At 33.2% G+C, this 18125-nt stretch carries 14 protein-coding genes; 9 read left to right on the forward strand and 5 right to left on the reverse strand.

Annotated features, from left to right (window positions below; all coding sequences use genetic code 11):
• The first annotated feature begins 312 nt into the window (after window positions 1-312).
• From CHB81_RS09360 to CHB81_RS09390, 7 genes are all read left to right on the forward strand, one after another.
• The gene (locus tag CHB81_RS09360; RefSeq protein WP_089351633.1) at window positions 313-2586 is read left to right on the forward strand and encodes a glycosyltransferase; all 2274 of its coding nucleotides are present in this window, start codon (window positions 313-315) and stop codon (window positions 2584-2586) included.
• Window positions 2587-2987: 401 nt separating this feature from the next.
• A complete protein-coding gene (locus CHB81_RS09365) occupies window positions 2988-3746 on the forward strand; it encodes an ABC transporter permease (RefSeq protein WP_089351634.1) in 759 nt (252 codons plus the stop codon).
• Between the two features lies 1 nt (window position 3747).
• Entirely contained in the window at window positions 3748-4527 is a 780-nt protein-coding gene (locus CHB81_RS09370) for an ABC transporter ATP-binding protein (RefSeq protein ID WP_089351635.1), read from the forward strand.
• A 22-nt stretch (window positions 4528-4549) separates the two neighbouring features.
• Window positions 4550-5431 (forward strand): MlaD family protein, encoded by an 882-nt coding sequence (locus tag CHB81_RS09375; RefSeq protein ID WP_089351636.1) that lies wholly within the window; start codon window positions 4550-4552, stop codon window positions 5429-5431.
• A gap of 90 nt (window positions 5432-5521) precedes the next feature.
• Window positions 5522-8341: an AsmA-like C-terminal region-containing protein gene (locus tag CHB81_RS09380; protein WP_089351637.1), complete on the forward strand. Its 2820-nt coding sequence runs from the start codon at window positions 5522-5524 to the stop codon at window positions 8339-8341.
• Between the two features lie 6 nt (window positions 8342-8347).
• Window positions 8348-8836, forward strand: a complete 489-nt coding sequence (locus tag CHB81_RS09385) for a low affinity iron permease family protein (protein ID WP_089351638.1) — start codon at window positions 8348-8350, stop codon at window positions 8834-8836.
• A complete protein-coding gene (locus CHB81_RS09390) occupies window positions 8833-10032 on the forward strand; it encodes an FAD-binding oxidoreductase (protein WP_089351639.1) in 1200 nt (399 codons plus the stop codon). The genes CHB81_RS09385 and CHB81_RS09390 overlap by 4 nt, the downstream gene beginning before the upstream one ends.
• A gap of 134 nt (window positions 10033-10166) precedes the next feature.
• Here CHB81_RS09390 and CHB81_RS09395 read toward each other — a convergent pair whose 3' ends face one another.
• Together CHB81_RS09395 and CHB81_RS09400 are read right to left on the reverse strand one after the other, a co-directional pair.
• Window positions 10167-11117 (reverse strand): GNAT family N-acetyltransferase, encoded by a 951-nt coding sequence (locus CHB81_RS09395; protein ID WP_089351640.1) that lies wholly within the window; start codon window positions 11115-11117, stop codon window positions 10167-10169.
• Window positions 11118-11515: 398 nt separating this feature from the next.
• Window positions 11516-12541, reverse strand: coding sequence for an AraC family transcriptional regulator (locus CHB81_RS09400; protein WP_089351641.1), 1026 nt, complete (start codon window positions 12539-12541; stop codon window positions 11516-11518).
• Between the two features lie 194 nt (window positions 12542-12735).
• On the opposite strand from CHB81_RS09400, the gene CHB81_RS09405 reads away from it, so the two are divergent.
• The gene (locus CHB81_RS09405; protein WP_089351642.1) at window positions 12736-13218 is read left to right on the forward strand and encodes a DNA-deoxyinosine glycosylase; all 483 of its coding nucleotides are present in this window, start codon (window positions 12736-12738) and stop codon (window positions 13216-13218) included.
• Between the two features lie 267 nt (window positions 13219-13485).
• Window positions 13486-13920 (forward strand): DUF6526 family protein, encoded by a 435-nt coding sequence (locus CHB81_RS09410; RefSeq protein WP_089351643.1) that lies wholly within the window; start codon window positions 13486-13488, stop codon window positions 13918-13920.
• Here the strand turns inward: CHB81_RS09410 and CHB81_RS09415 are convergent.
• The 3 genes from CHB81_RS09415 to CHB81_RS09425 form a co-directional block, all read right to left on the reverse strand.
• Entirely contained in the window at window positions 13917-15101 is a 1185-nt protein-coding gene (locus CHB81_RS09415; RefSeq protein ID WP_176427509.1) for a hypothetical protein, read from the reverse strand. The two genes, CHB81_RS09410 and CHB81_RS09415, sit on opposite strands and share 4 nt — an antisense overlap.
• A gap of 841 nt (window positions 15102-15942) precedes the next feature.
• Window positions 15943-17361: an MATE family efflux transporter gene (locus CHB81_RS09420; RefSeq protein WP_089351672.1), complete on the reverse strand. Its 1419-nt coding sequence runs from the start codon at window positions 17359-17361 to the stop codon at window positions 15943-15945.
• A gap of 160 nt (window positions 17362-17521) precedes the next feature.
• The gene (locus tag CHB81_RS09425) at window positions 17522-17986 is read right to left on the reverse strand and encodes a MarR family winged helix-turn-helix transcriptional regulator (RefSeq protein ID WP_089351644.1); all 465 of its coding nucleotides are present in this window, start codon (window positions 17984-17986) and stop codon (window positions 17522-17524) included.
• Window positions 17987-18125: the final 139 nt, after the last annotated feature.

Genomic DNA, 18125 nt, shown 5'->3' on the forward strand with positions numbered 1-18125 from the left:
TAATTTTATAATTCCCCCTTTTCGTTTCAAAATTTCCATATAAATCCTTTTGAGTTAACTTTTTGATCGATTGGATTAATCGTCCCTTAATTGATAAAGTAATTTTAGATAAAATTTTTAAAGCGTATTCAAACCTATTTATAAGCCAACTGAACATTATGAACAGCATGGTTAATTTATGTTTTTCCTGAAAATAAAACATAAAATTTTGACAATCTCTTATATAATTATTGTGGTGTTGCCGGAGAAAAATTGCGGTGGCTTTATTGAACTTTAACGACTTATTAAACGAACTAAAAAAACAGCATCCCCATGAAAACGATATCAAATAAATCGAAAATAATTTTTCTATCTACATTTCCTCCAACTCAATGTGGAATAGCAACTTATACTCAGGACACAATCAAAGGAATTACAGATGTTTACGGTAAATCTATTACTTGCGAAATTTGTGAACTGGTTAATAAACCAAAAGAAAAACCAACGCAAGCCTATACTTTAAACACCAAAAAAAGAGAAGAATATGCAAGAGTTGCTGAAGAAATCAATAAAGATAATGCTGTAAAATTAGTTCACATTCAACACGAGTTTGGTTTATTTGAAGGAAATTATGGAGATCATTTATTAGACTTTTTAAATGCAATAAAAAAACCAGTGACCTTTACTTTTCATAGTGTTATTCCCAATCCAAATAATGAATTGAGAACTTTTGTAAAATTACTTTTGTCCTATAGCAATTCTGTTTTTGTAATGACCAATCAATCAAAAAAAATTTTGATAAACGATTACGAAATTCAGCAATCTATTATTACCTGCGTGCCCCACGGGACACATATTGTTATTTATGAGACACCTGCCCAAGCCAAAGAAAAATATGGTTTTCAGGACCGTCTTGTGTTATCAACCTTTGGACTATTGGGCGAAGGTAAAAATATCGAAACCGGTTTGCAGGCACTTTCGAAAATCATCAAAAAAGAATCAAATGTTCTGTATTTAATTATCGGAAAAACACATCCAAATCTAATCATTGATGGTGTTGATGCTTATCGCAATAAACTCGAAAGTATAGTTGAAGATTTAAACTTAAAAGATAACGTTCAGTTTATAAATGAATATCTGGATACAAATGAACTTTTGGATTATCTAAAAGCAACTGATATTTATTTATTTACATCCAAAGACCCAAATCAGGCAGTAAGTGGTACTTTTTCGTATGCAATGAGTTGTGCTTGTCCGATGGTCGCTTCAAAAATTCCGCATACACGAGAAGTTTTAACCCCTGATTGTGGCTTTCTGGTTGATATTGGAAACGCTGATCAATTTGCCGAAGCAACTCTCAAATTAATCTCTGACGAAAATTTAAGACGGGAAATGGGAATTAGCGCTTTTAGAAAAACAAGAGCTTCATCTTGGGAAAACGTAGCTATCACTCATATCAATACCTATAAAAAACTAATTGAAAATCCTGCCGAAATTAAATTCAGCTATCCTCCAATTCAATTAAAACACATCAAAAAACTAACAACAGATTTAGGAATTATACAATTCAGTAAAATCTCAGTGCCAGATATTACTTCCGGTTATACCTTAGATGATAATGCGAGAGCTTTGATTGCTTTTTGTATGCATTATAAATTGACGAAAGACAAAGACGATCTTCCTTATATTTTAATTTATCTGGATTTTATTGAGCGCTGTCAAAAACCAAAAGGCGATTTTATCAATTATGTCGATCAGGAAAATCGCGAGCATATCGAGCAAAATGCCGAAGTAAATTTAGAAGATTCCAATGCGAGAGCAATTTGGGCTTTAGGAACCGTAGTTTCAAATGCAGATATATTACCTGAAACTATTTCAAAAAAAGCTACAAAATGCCTTTTAAATTCTTTAAAATGGGCCGAAAACATTCAATCGCCACGTTCTATAGGTTTTGCAACAAAAGGCTTGTATTTATATCATACCGCAGTGCCTAACTTATATGTTGCCGCGATTATTAATAAACTGAATGCTAAATTGCTTTCTAATTATGAAATTCATGCGTCAAGCGATTGGAAATGGTTTGAAAACTATATGACTTACGGAAATGGTATCTTACCGGAATCCATGTTATATGCTTATTTAACAACGAATAAACCTATCTATAAAAAAGTAGCGCTGGATTCTCTGGATTTTTTAATGTCGAAAATGTTTATCGATAAAAATTTCAAAGTAATCTCAAACAACGGATGGCTCCACAAAGATTCAACAGAAGCAAATGAATATGGCGAACAACCTATTGATGTTGCATACACAATTCAAACGCTGAATTCATTTTATAATGCATTTGGAACACTGGAATACAAAAGTAAAATGAAAATTGCTTTTAACTGGTTTTTAGGTAAAAATCACCTGAATCAAATTATGTATAATCCGATAAGCGGTGGTGGTTATGACGGACTCGAAAAACAAAATGTAAATTTAAATCAAGGTGCCGAATCAACAATATGTTATTTAACTGCAAGATTATTAATGGAAAACTTCAAATTATCAGAATATAAAGTCATTCCGTTAACAAAAAACAGAAACGGTATCGCTATAAATTCATAATGAATTAAACGATAATAGACTGACCAAAAAACTATTAAACCCAGAAAATCCCTTTTAACGAAGGGATTTTTTGTTTTTACCTTTTTAATCAATTTCAGAAAACAGAAATCACGAAAAAACAGCGCAAACCTGTTTACACCCGCTTCATCCGTACGCCATCGCCATCTTAGCAAACCTCTTTAATTAAACATCAATCACAGTCTTCCTTTTAACATTTTCCGCTAAACGTTACAATATCCTGATCATTGTGTACTTACTATGTTAATTATATAAACTTCAAAAAAAGTTGTGTAAGATTTTTTCTGCAGTTCTAAAGTAAATTTATACTTAACAATCAGAAGATATAATACCTATTAAACAACTGGTTTTCAACGAATAGATTTAACTTAAAACATAGTATTTTGACTTTCACTCTAAAAAATACATTCACAGAAATTGGAAATGCAACTTTGTTTGCAAAGCAGTTTTTTAAGGAAGTTTTTATTCCTCCTTATGAGGCAAAAGAATTCTTGAAGCAATGTTATGTGATAGGTTATAAATCGTTGCCACTTGTTGCCATAACCGGTTTTATTATGGGTTTGGTACTTACGCTGCAATCAAGACCCACTTTAGTAAAATTTGGTGCCGAATCGTGGTTGCCAGGAATGGTTGCACTTTCTTTAATTAGAGAGATTGCCCCTGTAATTACAGCATTGATTTGCGCAGGAAAAATTTCGTCAGGAATTGGTGCCGAATTAGGTTCTATGAAAGTAACGGAACAAATTGATGCAATGGAAGTTTCGGCAATAAATCCGTACAACTATTTAGTCGTAACGCGCATTTTAGCCTGTACATTAATGGTTCCTATTTTAGTGATTTTTGCAGATGCCGTTGGTATAATTGGCGGTTATGTAGGAATTAACATTCATGGTGATGTAAACTTTTACCGTTATCTAACACAAATTCTCCAATCGCTGGAGTTTCTGGATCTGATTCCGGCAACGATTAAAACATTCTTCTTTGGATTTTTTATAGGAATGATTGGATGTTTTAAAGGATTTAATGCTTCAAGTGGAACTGAAAGTGTAGGGAAAGCAGCAAACTCTGCTGTTGTAACTGCTTCTTTAACCATTTTTATTCTGGATATGGTCGCTGTTCAAATAACCGATTTATTTTTCTAAGATGATTAAAGAAAAAGAAAATATAGAACCAAAAACAAAGAAAAAAAGTAAAACTCCGATCATTGAGATCAAGGATTTGCATAAAACTTTTGGTGTTGATAATGAAGTTTTAAAAGGTGTAAATCTTACAGTGAATAAAGGTGAGGATTTAGTGATTTTAGGACGTTCCGGATCAGGAAAATCGGTAACGATAAAATGCATTGTTGGTTTAATTGAACCGGACAAAGGTGAAATAAAAGTTTTTAATGAAAATGTATTGAATTTAACCAAACCGGAACTCAATCAAATTAGAGTCCGAATTGGTTTTTTATTCCAAAGTGGTGCTTTGTATGATTCGATGTCCGTTAGAGAAAATTTGGCATTTACCTTAAGAAAACACAAAAGGGATTTAACCGCCGAAGAAGTTGAAAATGAAGTTATCGAAGCTTTACACAATGTTGGATTAAGTGATGCAATTGATAAAATGCCTTCGGAATTATCAGGCGGAATGCAGAAAAGAATTGGCTTAGCCAGAACTTTAATCCTTAAACCGGAAATCATTTTGTACGATGAACCAACAACGGGATTAGACACGATAACATCCAGAGAAATAAGTGAATTGATTCTGGATATCAAACATAAACGCAAAACAACTTCGATCATTATCACGCATGATATGGCTTGCGCCAAATTGACTGCAGACCGAATCATGGTCTTGAAAGATGGGGCAATACACGCCGAAGGAACTTATGAAGAACTGGAAAAAGACGAAGACGAATGGGTACGCTCATTTTTTGAATAAAGCAAAATAAATATTAGAAATCATGGAGAAGCAATCTGGATATACTTGGAAATTAGGAATGTTTGTATCGGTAGGATTACTGCTTTTTATAATGGCGGTTTACTTCATCGGGAAACAAAAAAATCTATTCGGGTCAACGTTTCACATCTCGTCGCGATTTAAAACCGTCAGCGGATTAGAAGTGGGAAATAACGTTCGGTTTTCAGGAATTAACGTCGGAACTATCGAAGAAATCCGCTTAATAAACGATTCGTCCGTAGTAGTTTCGATGGTATTAAAAGATGAAGTCCGAGAATTTATTAAAACAGATGCGCGCGCCAGTATTGGTTCTGACGGATTAATGGGCGATAAAGTTCTGACTATTACTCCTGGCACAAAATCTAAAAAAATTATTGAAAACAACGGCGCAATCGCTTCTATTGACGGAATCGAAATGAATGACATTATGAAAAGTGTCAAAAAAAGTGTTGATAATGTTGGTGTTATTTCTGATGAGCTTGCCATTTTTAGCCATTCTATGAATAACGGAAACGGCGCTTTAGCAAGATTAGTTCGTGACGATAAAATGGCAAATAGCGTTTCGAATACCTTATCAAATCTAGAATCCGGAACCAAAGGTTTTAGCGATAATATGGAAGCCGCTAAAAACAACTTTTTGCTTAGAGGATATTTCAAGAAAAAAGAGAAAGAAAAAGAAAGACAAAAAGAAGAAGCGAAAGAGAAAAAAGAGGAGAAAAAAGAAGAAAAGCAAAAAGCTAAAGAAGAGAAAAAGGACGAAAAACAAAAAGCCAAAGACGAGAAAGAACAAAAAGCTAAGGAAGAAAAAGCAAAAGAAGAAACTCAGAAACAGGAAAAACAAAAAGAAGAAGATGTCCAAAAAGAAGCTGAAAAAGCTAAATCATAATGCATGAAATGTGAATTGTAATCTGTAAAATTTGTTAGACGAAATCCTTTTCAACAAGCAAATTACTTCGAAAATTAAAAAGATTTCTATATGCCAGTATCGTATAAAAATATGGTCCTAAAAACTCTAAAAATAACTGGAATCACAGTGGCGAGTATCTTGCTATTACTGTATTTGATTCCGTTGTTATTTCCGGGAACAGTTGCGTCTGAAGTAAAGAAAATCGCCAATGAACGTTTAGATACCAAAATGGATTTTTCGAAATCAAGATTGTCTTTTTTTACACATTTTCCTTCACTAACGGTTTCACTTGACAATTTATCACTTACCGGTTCGGCTCCATTTCGCAATGATACTTTGCTAAAAGCAGAACAAGTTGCTTTTGGAATTAACTTAAAAAGATTGATTTTTGACAACGAAGTAAAAATTAATAAACTCTATGTTTCTAAAGCTTTAATCAATATAATGGTCAGTCAAAAAGGAGAAGCCAATTACAATATTTATGTTGCTCCCGAAGATCGCGACAAAAAACCAAACGATCCAAATGAACCTGATGAAGGAACTGCGATTCGATTAGAACGAATAGACTTAGAAAATTGCCATGTAAAATACAATGATCGCTCGGCTAAAATTCTGATCGATGCAAAAGGTTTTAATTACGTTGGGAAAGGAAATCTAAGCGAAGATATTTTTGATTTAAATACAGATGCCCGAATCGATAAAGTAGATTTTTATTATAATCGAACAGCTTATCTTAGAAAAAAAGAAGTTCACGCTGATTTAATTACCAGAATTAATACACATGCACTTTCATTTATCCTTCAAAAAAACGAATTAAGAATCAATAAACTTCCTCTAAAATTTACAGGTTTATTTACCATTTTAAGAGACGGATATAAAATCGACATTAAAGCGGCATCTGAAAATACAACTGTAAAAGATTTATTATCTGTAATGCCTCCTGAATATTTAACCTGGATGGACGAAACTGAAATCTCTGGAAATAGTGATTTGCTTTTTAGTTTTAAAGGAGATTATAATGTTGCAAAAAATCTAAACCCCGATTTAGCTTTTAATCTAAAAATTGATAACGGTGCTATAAATTATCAAAATGCTCCTGCTCCATTAACCGGTTTTCAGATGGATCTAAATGCTATTTTACCTTCCCTTGACGTTGAAAAACTTTTAATTAATCTTAAAACTTTTAAATTTAAAGTGGGTGAAAAAGATTATTTCAACGCTTATTTACATAGTAAAGGTTTTAACGAAATGACGGTTGATGCCAGCGTAAAAGGCGCATTAGATCTTGCAACAGTTGATGCAGCACTGGGTTTGAATACTATTGAATTAAAAGGAATCCTGAAAACGAATATTCAGGCAAAAGGTATTTTTAGTACTTCAAAAAAACTATTTCCTAAAACGATTGGCGGAATTGCACTACATAACGGCTGGTTAAAAACGGACTCCTATCCTAACCCAATTACGGATATTACTTTTGTTGCCAATGTGTTAAACAAAGCCGGAACATTTAAGGATTTGATTGTTGCCGTTGCTCCCGCTTCTTTTGTTTTTGAAGGAAATCCAATGTATGTAAACGCTGCTTTATCAGATTTTAGTGATTTGGCTTATAATGCAAAAATAAAAGGTGAACTGAATGTTGGGCGTATTTATCAGGTTTTCTCCAGAAAAGGACTTGATGTAACCGGTTATGCAAAAGCAGATCTTTCACTGAAAGGAAAACAAAGTTACGCCACTAACGGACAATACAATAAACTGGATAATAAAGGCACAATTATATTAAAAAACATTAAAGCAACCTCCGAACTTTTTCCGAAATCTTTCTTTATAAAACAAGGAAATTTCCGTTTTCAAAATGAGAAAATGTGGTTCGAAAAATTTGATGCTTCTTATGGAAAATCTGATTTTGCCATTAACGGATATTTACTAAATACCATTAATTATTTCTTAGAATCACACGGAACTTTAAGCGGGAATTTCAATATGAAATCTAAACTGATTAATGTTGATGAATTTATGGCGCTTAAAAAAGGCGAAAATACAGATCGAAATCTGGAAGTGGAATACGCCAAAGAAGATCATCCAAAAATGAGCGGCGTTGTCATTGTGCCTAAAAACTTAAATGTTGCACTTACTGCAAATGCAAATAAAGTAGAATATAACGGATTAGTTTTAAATAAACTTAACGGTAAAGTTGGTATTACAAAAGAAGGTTTTTATTTAGAAAATGTCGCTTTTAATATCATCGATTGTCTCTTAGGAATCAATGCTTCTTATAAAGATGAATCGCCAACATCGGCACATTTTGATGCACATTTTACAGCCAAAGATTTTAGCGTTCAAAGAGCTTACAAAGAAATTCCGATGTTTCATGACATGATTACTGTCGCTGAAAAAGCACAGGGAATTATTTCTGTAGATTATAAAGTCAAAGGTGATTTAAACGGAAATATGGGACCAATTTACGAATCTCTGGAAGGCAAAGGAACGATAAACCTGCGTGATGTAAAAGTAAAAGGATTGAAATTATTTGACGGGATTAGCTCTAAAACCGGACAAAAAGGTCTGGACGATCCTAACCTGAAAGGAATTGAAATTAAATCATCTGTAGATAATAATTTAATTCATATAGAACCTTTTACGTTTAGTGTTGCAAGTTTTAAACCAACAATAAAAGGAACAACCAGTTTTGACGGACTTCTGGATTTACGAATGCGATTAGGATTGCCGCCATTTGGGATTATTGGTTTCCCGATTGTTATCACGGGAACACATGAAGATCCAAAAATTAAAATTTTCAGTAAAACGGGTCAAAAAATTGATGACGCTGTTTATGACGAAAAGCACAATAAAGTTATTAAAGAGGAAAAAGTAAGCAAACGAAAAAGTTAAACTCAAATGAAAACTAAAAAACAAACCAAAAGCAGTGCTTTCGAAAAATTTGCTACAAGTGTTTCTAAAGCCGCCGGAAGCACCCCCGCTTTTATTGGCGCTTTTTTGATTGTAGTAGTCTGGGCAATTTCCGGTCCTTTCTTTGATTACTCAGAAACCTGGCAATTGGTTATTAATACAGGAACTACCATTATTACTTTTTTGATGGTTTTTTTGATTCAGAAAGCGCAAAATAAAGATTCTCTTGCGATTCAACTAAAGCTAAATGAATTAGTTGCCTCAAACGAGTATTCAAGTAATAGTCTGGTCGATATTGAAAGCATGACCGAAGAAGAAATGATTATTGTTCAAAAATATTATCACAGACTAAGTGAACTTGCTAAAAAAGACGAAAGCATCAGAAATTCACATTCTATTGCCGAAGCTCACGAACAGCATGAACGCAAGGATAAAAACAGAACTAAATCACGTACCCAAAATATTACCAAAAAATGAAACTGCGCTCGACCGAAACTTTCTGGCCATTAAAAAATGCCATGTTACATAGTTATCCCTCTATAAATTCAGATATTGATACTGATATTTTAATTATTGGCGGAGGAATAACAGGAGCTTTAATTGCATATAAATTAATAACCGAAGGCAAAAAAGTAGTCCTCGTTGATCGTCGGGATATTTGCAACGGAAGCACCGCCGCAAGTACCGCTTTACTTCAATATGAAATTGATGTTGCATTACATAAACTCATAGAATTAAGAGGATTAGACTGTGCTCTTGACAGTTATAGAAATGGCAAAAAAGCCATTTTTGACTTAAGAGCTATTATCGATACCATAAAAAGTGATTGTCAATTTGAGTTCAAAAAAAGTATTTATTTTACTTCTCTAAAAAAAGATATTCCGTTTCTGAAAAAAGAATTTGACACTCGAAGACAACATGGGTTTGATGTTACCTGGCTAAGCCGATTTAATTTGAAAGAAATGGGATTAAATGCAATCGCAGCAATCGAATCTAAAACTGCCGCAATTATGGATCCTTATAAACTTGCCATTGATTTATTGTATTACTGTCATCAAAACGGAATGCAGATTTTTGACCGAACCAATATTACCAGTATTCAAAATCAAAAGGAAAAATGCATTGCACACACCGAAAATAAATTCAGCATTACAGCAAATCACATTATACATTGCAGCGGTTATGAAAGTACCGAAACATTGACGGAAAAAGTAGTCGATCTAAAAAGCACTTACGTAATCGCTTCCGAAAATCTGCCTTATTTACCAGCGGCTTTTAAAAATGCGATATTCTGGAATACATCGAATCCATACTTATATTTTAGAGCTACGGCAGATAACCGGATAATTATTGGCGGTGGTGATGAAGATTTTAAAGATGCCAATAAACGCGATAAATTATTGCCAAAAAAAGAACGCTATTTGCTAAAACAATTTCATAGAAAATTTCCGCTGATTAATTTCAAAATGGACTATTCCTGGGCCGGAACTTTTGGAGAGACTCAAGATGGTTTGCCTTATTTTGGAAAACCAGATCCGAGAAAAAACGAACATTACGTTCTGGGCTTCGGAGGCAACGGAATCACCTTTAGCGTCCTGGGAATGAATTCTATCCTTGATTCTATAAATAGCAAAAAAAATCAGGATCTGGAGTATTATAGGTTTGGAAGGTAAAAAAGCTCATGCTTTTTTAAGGTGCAAAGTAACAAAGGTTCAAAGGTACAGAGGCTTCTGTAGAGACGCACAGCAGTGCGTATTCGCATGGATTAAGCGCACCTTTGAACCTTTGCCTCTATGAACCTTTGAACCTAAAGATTCAACTCCATCTGAATATTACAACGTTTATAAGGTGTTGCCAAACCATAAACTTTTTGAAAGCCCAGTTTATAATATAAATTAATTGCTGGTTTTAAGATTGTATTACTTTCCAGATATATTTTTTTTGCTCCTTCTTCTCTTGCACCATTTACGATTGCCTGACCTAATAAGAAACCAATATTTTTGCCTTGCGCTTTTGGTGAAACAGCCATTTTTGCCATTTCAAAATCATAATTTGAATCTTTCATTTTTATTAAGGCACAAACACCCACAGGCTCGTTGCGATACAAAGCCACGTAAATCTTACCGCCTTTATTTAAAATATATTCCTCAGGATTGTCCAAAGCTTTATAATCTGCCTCTTCCATCTCGAAATAAGTAGAGATCCATTCAACGTTTAGTTGTCTAAAAGCATCACGATATTGAGGTGCATACGAAACAATTTTTACATCCTGACTTTCGCGTAACTTCTTTTGTTCATTTACCCTTTTAAACAAACTTTTTTGATTGAGTAGAAATTCCCATTCTTCGAGTGCAGCCCAAAGGTTATGACTTGATTCTATGATTAAACCATCAACTGCAGCCTCAACATCTTTAAGTTGCAATTTTAATTCTTTCGAAAATTCTCTTCCTTGTGCTGTCAAACCAACAATATTTCGGCGTTTATCGTTGCTTTTCAGACTTTCTTCTACCAAACCAGCGGCAATCATTTCCTGAACAATCTTGCTCACCGATGGTTGTGAGTGCCCAATTTCGTTGGCAATCTCAGTAATTGTTATTTCTCTTTCTGCTATAAGCGTATAAAAAACCGGAAACCATTTTGGCATAAAATTCATTCCGTACGACTCATATATTTTCGTAGCATCGTCAGTTATCATTGCTGTCATTAAACGTAATCGGCTCCCTAAAGCTACCTTACCTACTTTGTCAAAAAATTCCATATATAATTAATTACATAACTAGTTATACAAATGTATACAAAAATTATTTGTGACCAAATATTTTTTTAGGTACAAAGTTGCAAAGGGACACAGGTTTGTCTTGATTTTTTTCTAAAAATCCTAAACTTATTATGAAAACATGAGCCATAGCCCTGATAGAAGCGGTATCCTTTTTATTTTTTTTCAAAATAAAAAGATACAAGTGTAAAGCAGGAAACAGCTCCAAAAAAAATAAAACAAAAAAAAGACGCACTTCTGTACGTCATATCTGCGTCAAGACGCACTGCTGTGCATCTCTACATTAAAACCTTTGTCCCTTTGATCCACTGAACCTTTAAGCCCCCCCTAAGTATATAAAACCTTTGTCCCTTTGAACCTCTACACCTTTGAACCTCGTCCTAAGCTGTAATAGCCAACGGATTCAAATTGAATTTATATTCTTTTGGACTGCAATTGAATTTTTCTTTGAAAATTTTAGAAAAATAACTTCTGCTGGTAAAACCTATGCAATAGACAATTTCGGAGATATTTAAGTCAGAAGTTCTGATTAGAATTTCGGCTTTAAGCACTCGCATATGTGTGATGTAATCATTTACCGTTCTATTATGAATCATTTTAAAACCTTCTTGCAATTTATTTGGCGACAAACCCGCTTTTTTACTCAGCGATTTAATTGTAAAAGCTTCTTCGGGATTTGCTTTTATAGCTTCCGAAAGTTCTTTTATTTCCTCCATTTCTTTCAGGGTCAAACAATTTGTTTCTTTTCCCAAAGCGTTTAAATCATCTGTATGCTGTTGAATTTCCATTGCCAGAATAATTCTTAAAATTCCTTCTTTCAATAAATTTCTAACGATTCCCGTTTGTGTAATAGCATTTAGTTGTTCGATTTTTTCGGCAATTTTCACATTATACGAACCTATATAAAAGAAATTCTTAACGGCATTACTTTCAAAAAATGTTTCTTTGACTTTCTGATTCAAAGAATGCATTATGTTTTGTTCTTCAACCCGGGTTCCCACTATAATTAAGGTAAATTTTGTTTTTTTATCCTTTTCAAAAAACAGAATATTATCCTCATTTTCTTCTGAAGTCACAATTGCCGTTTGAAAAGTTTTAAACTTTTGCTCTTCATCCGTAAACCCAAAACTGTGCGACAAACTTCCTTTAGAACAATACGCAAAATAAACCGGCGAAGATTTGACATTTAGAATATCCATACGAACATCTGTCAAAAAAGTCATATCAAATTGCACATACGAAATAGTATCGTTGAAAGAAGCACCAATAATTGATCCTTTGCCAAAATTATTATCTACCTCAAGCGCATACTCCCCTAAGTCATAAGTCACTATTCCGCCAAAGTTCCTATTTAATTCTTCAAATATATTTTGAGTTTTCTCTGTATGTATGGTAACTATTTTCATTTTGTCGGGATTTAAAATTCTATAAATTCTCATGATAGATTTTACTTAAGAAGTAGTATTCTTGTACTTGAAAATTATACTTCAAAGTTCGTCTTTACCCAGCCGAAAAATGTTATATAATTTTCTGCTTTTGTTTTATAATTACTTATAAATGATTACTTTAACTCAAACAAAATATTTCTTAATTCAAAAAAATGAAAAGTTTCTCCTTCCGGCCCATAAGTAATAACGATGCTAAGATTCTGATTCTGGGTACAATGCCTGGTACAAAATCCTTAGAACTTAATCAGTATTATGGACACACTCAGAATAATTTCTGGAAATTTATATTTACAATTCTCAAGGAAGATTTATCGACAGATTATGAAACAAGGAAAGCACTTTTACATAAAAACAAAATCGCTTTATGGGATGTACTTCAATATTGTGACCGTGTAGGAAGTCTTGACAGCGCAATAAAAAACGAAATTGCTAATGATTTTGAAGCCTTTTTAAAGCAACATCCCAATATAAAAACCATTTTATTTAACGGACAAAAAGCGGCAGCTTTCTTCAAGAAATATGTTCACTTAGAAAAATCCTACCAACTTATTACACTTCCCTCAACAAGTCCTGCAAACGCCAGTAAAACATTTCAATCTAAACTGGACGAATGGAAGATTATTTCGTCACTTTAAATCTCAAAGTTGAAATCATATAACTTTTCCCATTTAAAATATAACACCAACCATCTCTTTCTGCAATAATTTTACCATAACGAAATAAAAGCCAGTAAGAAGGAATTATGAGCAATTGAGGCTTTTCTAAATATAGATATTATTAAGAAAACTGTAAAAAGTTTAATTATAAAGGAAACATTGGTTATGTTAGTTTATTTTTGGGAAAAAGCTATTCTATTTTAGGGTAGCTTTGTTTTTTTAATACAAACCAAAAACCAAATAATTATGAAAATTCAAACCTATTACAATCATATACGGTTTTACACTCCACATCATTTTGTTTATTATCCTATCCTGATTTTGTTTTTAATTGCCAGCATTTATTTTGCAATTACAACAAACGACACTCTTATATGGTCGTTTATCAGTGTTGGTTTTGTGTTTTTATTCTGCTTGGCATTTATGTTACGTCAGCATTATGCAGTCATTTTGCAAAACCGAATCGTTAGACTAGAAATCCGTTATCGCTATTTTACCTTAACCGGAAAACGATTCGAAGAAATCGAATATAAATTAACCGACGATCAAATATTTGCCCTAAGATTTGCACCCGACGATGAGTTTTTACCACTCCTTGAAGATGCTATAAAAAACAATCTCTCAGGCGACTCCATAAAAAAAGCAATCGTCCACTGGAAAGCAGATTATAATAGAGTTTAGCTTTGAGGTTCTGAGATTTTCTTTTTGGAATTAAACAAGATATAAATCAAAAAAAGAATTACCCAAACCGTCACAATAACACCGAAGAAAATCGCAATAATTGATGGATGAAGGTATTTTGGTTCATAATATAATCGCTCAAGAGTACTAAATTTTTCTGCTAAAGCCTTTCGATCAAAATTATTTCTGATTGCATTCAGCGGTTCGTCATTATGATTTTTATAATACTCAACATCTTTGACAAGATTTTTGGGAACGAGCTGACTTTCGATTTTATATTTTTTAAACAAAGTATCCAGTTTCTGGAAATTCAATTGTAAAGAATCTTGCTTATATTTATAAATTAACTTATATCTTGTAACAGCTGCCTGAAATTGTTGCTTCTCAATTGGTATTCCGGTTACAGGTTTATACAGCGATTTATTTTCTAGAAAAATACAAATATCCTGATCATATTTTGGATTTACTTCTACACCTTTAAAAATGATTTCCGTGCTGTCTTTGATGATCTTTTTTGCTATAATTCTTTTAGAAATTTCGTTTTTATCAAAACCAATTTTATCGAAAATCGTGTTTGTTGCAGCCGAAACTTTATCAAAATCTGCCGTAAGAACCTTCAGCGTATCAATACTATAATAAGTGCTTTCTGTAATATAATTTTGATCCGAGATTAAAGTACTGTCCACAACCTCAATAACGGGATACGGTTTTGGATACAAAATATTAACCGGATTAAATAGTTTCTCAGAACTATAAGAAGTATAATTATACAAAAACGGATTCAAAACATTCAGTAAATTTTTGTCTTTATTAAAACTGGTTTCAGACAACTCTGTTTTCAGTTTTGCATTTAGTCCAAAACTATAACTAACAAAAAATGAAAAACTCAACAAAGAAATCAACAGCAACAAAAAGCCAATTTGAAATAGTTTAGAAAATGGATATCCCTGTCTGGATTGGTTTTTAATTAAAAAAATCAGAAAGAAAAGCAAAAACAAACCACTTACAAAAAAGTGCGAAATAGAGACATCATCATAAAACTTAAACCTGTAGAACTCAAAGTAAATATTGATATTCCCAATACCTTCAAACTTAAAATAACCATATGTAAAATACGCCAAATGTATTACCAATAATACTCCAAAAGACTTTACGAAGAATTGCTTTAATTTTTTATCCATATTTTTTTTCAGATTATACTTTCAAATATAGAGAATCAAATTTACATAACAATCACTCAGTATCTCAGGAATCCAAATAATTAGAAACAGTATAATAATCTGGGCATGCCACCATTTAAAAAAAGACCCAATGAGCATTGCGTTCATTGGGTCTTTTCTTAAATGCTGTCGGGCTATCCGCGCTACTTCGGTAGCTTCCTCCTATCCCTCATGCGGCTAAATTAAGATATTTTAGATTGAATATCAGCGATTGAATATTTATGATTTTGCGTTTATATAAGGGTATCCATTTTTTCAAGGCTTCAACTTCTAAAATCAAAACTAGTTAGTTAAAAACAACCTAATGAGATATTCTCAAAAAATAATTTGTTCCATCGGAACATCTCATCGGTAGAAAAAAAAGCATCGTGAGAAATATCGCCCCGTAGGGACGTTTGAATAATTATATATCCAATCCATACATATTTTTGCCAATCATTTATAAAATCAAACGTTCCTACGAAACGTAAAATAATATCGCATTTATTGAGCTACCAATGTGATGTTCCGATGGAACAAAAAACAGATTAAACAAGTGTTTTTATAATCACAATAAAATCTCTTTATTTTCTAATAATAAAAGACAACGAATATTCGTAGAGGCGCACAGCAGTGCGTCTCGGTTCAGATTTACACATAGATTAAACACATAGATTAAACACATACATTAGATGCACTGCTGTGCATCTCTACGTTAAAAAAAACTAGAACCTTAGGAACTTAGAACCTTTCAAACAAAAACCTTTGTCCCTTTGAACCTAAAGACCTTTGCCCCTAAAAAAGGAACCTCAGAACCTTTTTTCTATTTAACCTCAAACCCTTCTTTCGTTATTTCTTTCTCCACTTTATCAATCAGCTTATTGGTTTTTCCGGTTAATCGCTCTTTTTTCCAGTCGCCTTTAGCATAAATTGCGACAGTAACCAAAGCCGTTACAACAGTCGAAATTGGAAAAGCCCACCAAATTCCAATTTTTCCAAGAGATGTATTATGAGATAAAATATAAGCTAGCGGAAATTGCAAAACCCATTGCGAAACCAACGTCAGAATCATAGGCAAAGTTGTATTACCAACAGCTCTAAAAACGCCTAATAAACACATTTGAAGTCCTAGAAATCCCCAGGAAAGACATGTAATTCTTAAAAAAGTTGTTCCACCTTCAATAACAGCAGGTTCGTTTGGTACAAAAAAAGCAATAAAATGCGGAGCGAAAACATACGCTATTAATCCAATTCCGGTTAATAATCCAAAACCTAGATAAGCGCCCAGTTTGGCAATTTTTCCGGCACGAAGCATATTTCCTGCTCCAATATTTTGTCCAACCAGAGTTGCGATTGCCATTGAAAGTCCCAAAGCCGGAATCATAATCAGCTGAATCAAATTTGATCCTGCTCCGTAAGAAGCCACAGTTGTGGTTCCAAAATGTACGATCAAAAATGTGATTGCCGTTAGACCAACAGCACGCATAGATTGCTCAATCGAAGATGGAAAACCAATTTTGAATGCTTTCTTAATATGTTTATAATCCGGTTTAAAATCTTTTAATTGCAAATGGATTCCGTGTTTCCCTCTGAACAAAATGGCAAAACCAATAATAATCGCCAGACTTTGTGTAGATAATGTTGCCAAAGCTGCCCCTTTTACGCCCATTGCAGGGATAAAATTCCATCCAAAAATAAACAACGGATCAAGAGCAAAATTTAGAATAACAGTTCCCAATACAATATAAACCGGCAAAGTAACACGGCCAACACCACGCATAACCGATTGAAAAATCATGAAACTAAAACTAAAAACCAATCCAATAAATGCAATTCGCATAAAACCCAAAGCATTTGTATAAACCTGTGGCGTAACTTTAAGCAAATACAAGAAATACGGACTCAGCCAATACCCAAAAATGGATAAAATAATCGATGCTGAAATAACCATCATTAAAGTTTGTGCCGCCACATGATTAACCATTTCCTGTTGTCCGGCACCAAAATATTGCGCAATCAAAATCGATCCTGCAATGGCAAGACCTGTTCCCAAAGCAATCGTTAAAAAAATAACCGGCGTACTTACTGACACTGCAGCAACGGCATCTCCACCCAAACGTCCTACCCAAAAAGCATCTACTAATTGGTAAGCGGCTTGTAATAAATTAGCAATCATAATTGGAACCGCTAATTTTAATAAAGAAGAAAGTATAGGACCTTCTAATAATTCGTTTTTGTTCATTTTATATCTATAGTATTTATTTTTTATACCATGACCCGAGCGACAGCAAACAGGCGAAGCAATTGCATGAATTAACACGAATTTTTAAATTAAGCTAGATTAAAACATAATTCTAATTAGTAAAAATTAGTGGAATTCGTGGCAAACTTTTGTTATCGATTTAAAGTGTGTCTAATTTATCTGCATAACCCCTTATGGTTTCCAGAGCTTCTATTCTTTCCTGAGAAGAGAAAACCGAAAGAACCTCATCTTCGGCTCTTTTCATTAAAGTACGAATGCTTTTTGCTAAACTAATTCCTTCTTCGGTTAGACTTACAATATTCTTTCGTTTATCATCTTTGTCTTTTTGAACTTCAACCAAAGCCTTTTTCTCGAGAGCATTGATACTTCTCAAAATGGATGATTTGTCCCGCATCGTCATATCCGAAAGTTCTCTTTGCGAAAGACTTTTTCGCTGCAAAATCATAATTAACGGAAGTTGCTCTAATTGTAAATTAATTCCCGCCTCGTTCATAAGAGCGTTCGTATGGCGAAAAATAGTTCGCTTCATTCGATGAATCTGAAAGAAAAAACTGTCCGAAATTCCATCTCTAAAAGCATTAAAATCTGTCGTTAATTTTTCCATGAAACAAAATTACAAAAAAGAGTGACATGTCAACTAATTTTAACAAAACACATACTGCACTGACTATCAGATCAATTGTTTAAAATAATAAAATCAAAATAATAAAATGAATGATTTTTTTTGTTAACTTTAATTGTTA

This window comes from Flavobacterium sp. ov086, from assembly GCF_900187965.1.
GTDB lineage: Bacteria > Bacteroidota > Bacteroidia > Flavobacteriales > Flavobacteriaceae > Flavobacterium.

Excerpts from the sequence above, each read along its gene's own strand:
- CHB81_RS09415 (WP_176427509.1), bottom strand. The coding sequence starts at position 15,101 with ATGGATAAAAAATTAAAGCAATTCTTCGTAAAGTCTTTTGGAGTATTA.
- CHB81_RS09360 (WP_089351633.1), top strand. The coding sequence starts at position 313 with ATGAAAACGATATCAAATAAATCGAAAATAATTTTTCTATCTACATTT.
- CHB81_RS09405 (WP_089351642.1), top strand. The coding sequence starts at position 12,736 with ATGAAAAGTTTCTCCTTCCGGCCCATAAGTAATAACGATGCTAAGATT.
- CHB81_RS09410 (WP_089351643.1), top strand. The coding sequence starts at position 13,486 with ATGAAAATTCAAACCTATTACAATCATATACGGTTTTACACTCCACAT.
- CHB81_RS09425 (WP_089351644.1), bottom strand. The coding sequence starts at position 17,986 with ATGGAAAAATTAACGACAGATTTTAATGCTTTTAGAGATGGAATTTCG.
- CHB81_RS09385 (WP_089351638.1), top strand. The coding sequence starts at position 8,348 with ATGAAAACTAAAAAACAAACCAAAAGCAGTGCTTTCGAAAAATTTGCT.
- CHB81_RS09395 (WP_089351640.1), bottom strand. The coding sequence starts at position 11,117 with ATGGAATTTTTTGACAAAGTAGGTAAGGTAGCTTTAGGGAGCCGATTA.
- CHB81_RS09375 (WP_089351636.1), top strand. The coding sequence starts at position 4,550 with ATGGAGAAGCAATCTGGATATACTTGGAAATTAGGAATGTTTGTATCG.
- CHB81_RS09380 (WP_089351637.1), top strand. The coding sequence starts at position 5,522 with ATGCCAGTATCGTATAAAAATATGGTCCTAAAAACTCTAAAAATAACT.
- CHB81_RS09370 (WP_089351635.1), top strand. The coding sequence starts at position 3,748 with ATGATTAAAGAAAAAGAAAATATAGAACCAAAAACAAAGAAAAAAAGT.
- CHB81_RS09420 (WP_089351672.1), bottom strand. The coding sequence starts at position 17,361 with ATGAACAAAAACGAATTATTAGAAGGTCCTATACTTTCTTCTTTATTA.
- CHB81_RS09390 (WP_089351639.1), top strand. The coding sequence starts at position 8,833 with ATGAAACTGCGCTCGACCGAAACTTTCTGGCCATTAAAAAATGCCATG.
- CHB81_RS09400 (WP_089351641.1), bottom strand. The coding sequence starts at position 12,541 with ATGAAAATAGTTACCATACATACAGAGAAAACTCAAAATATATTTGAA.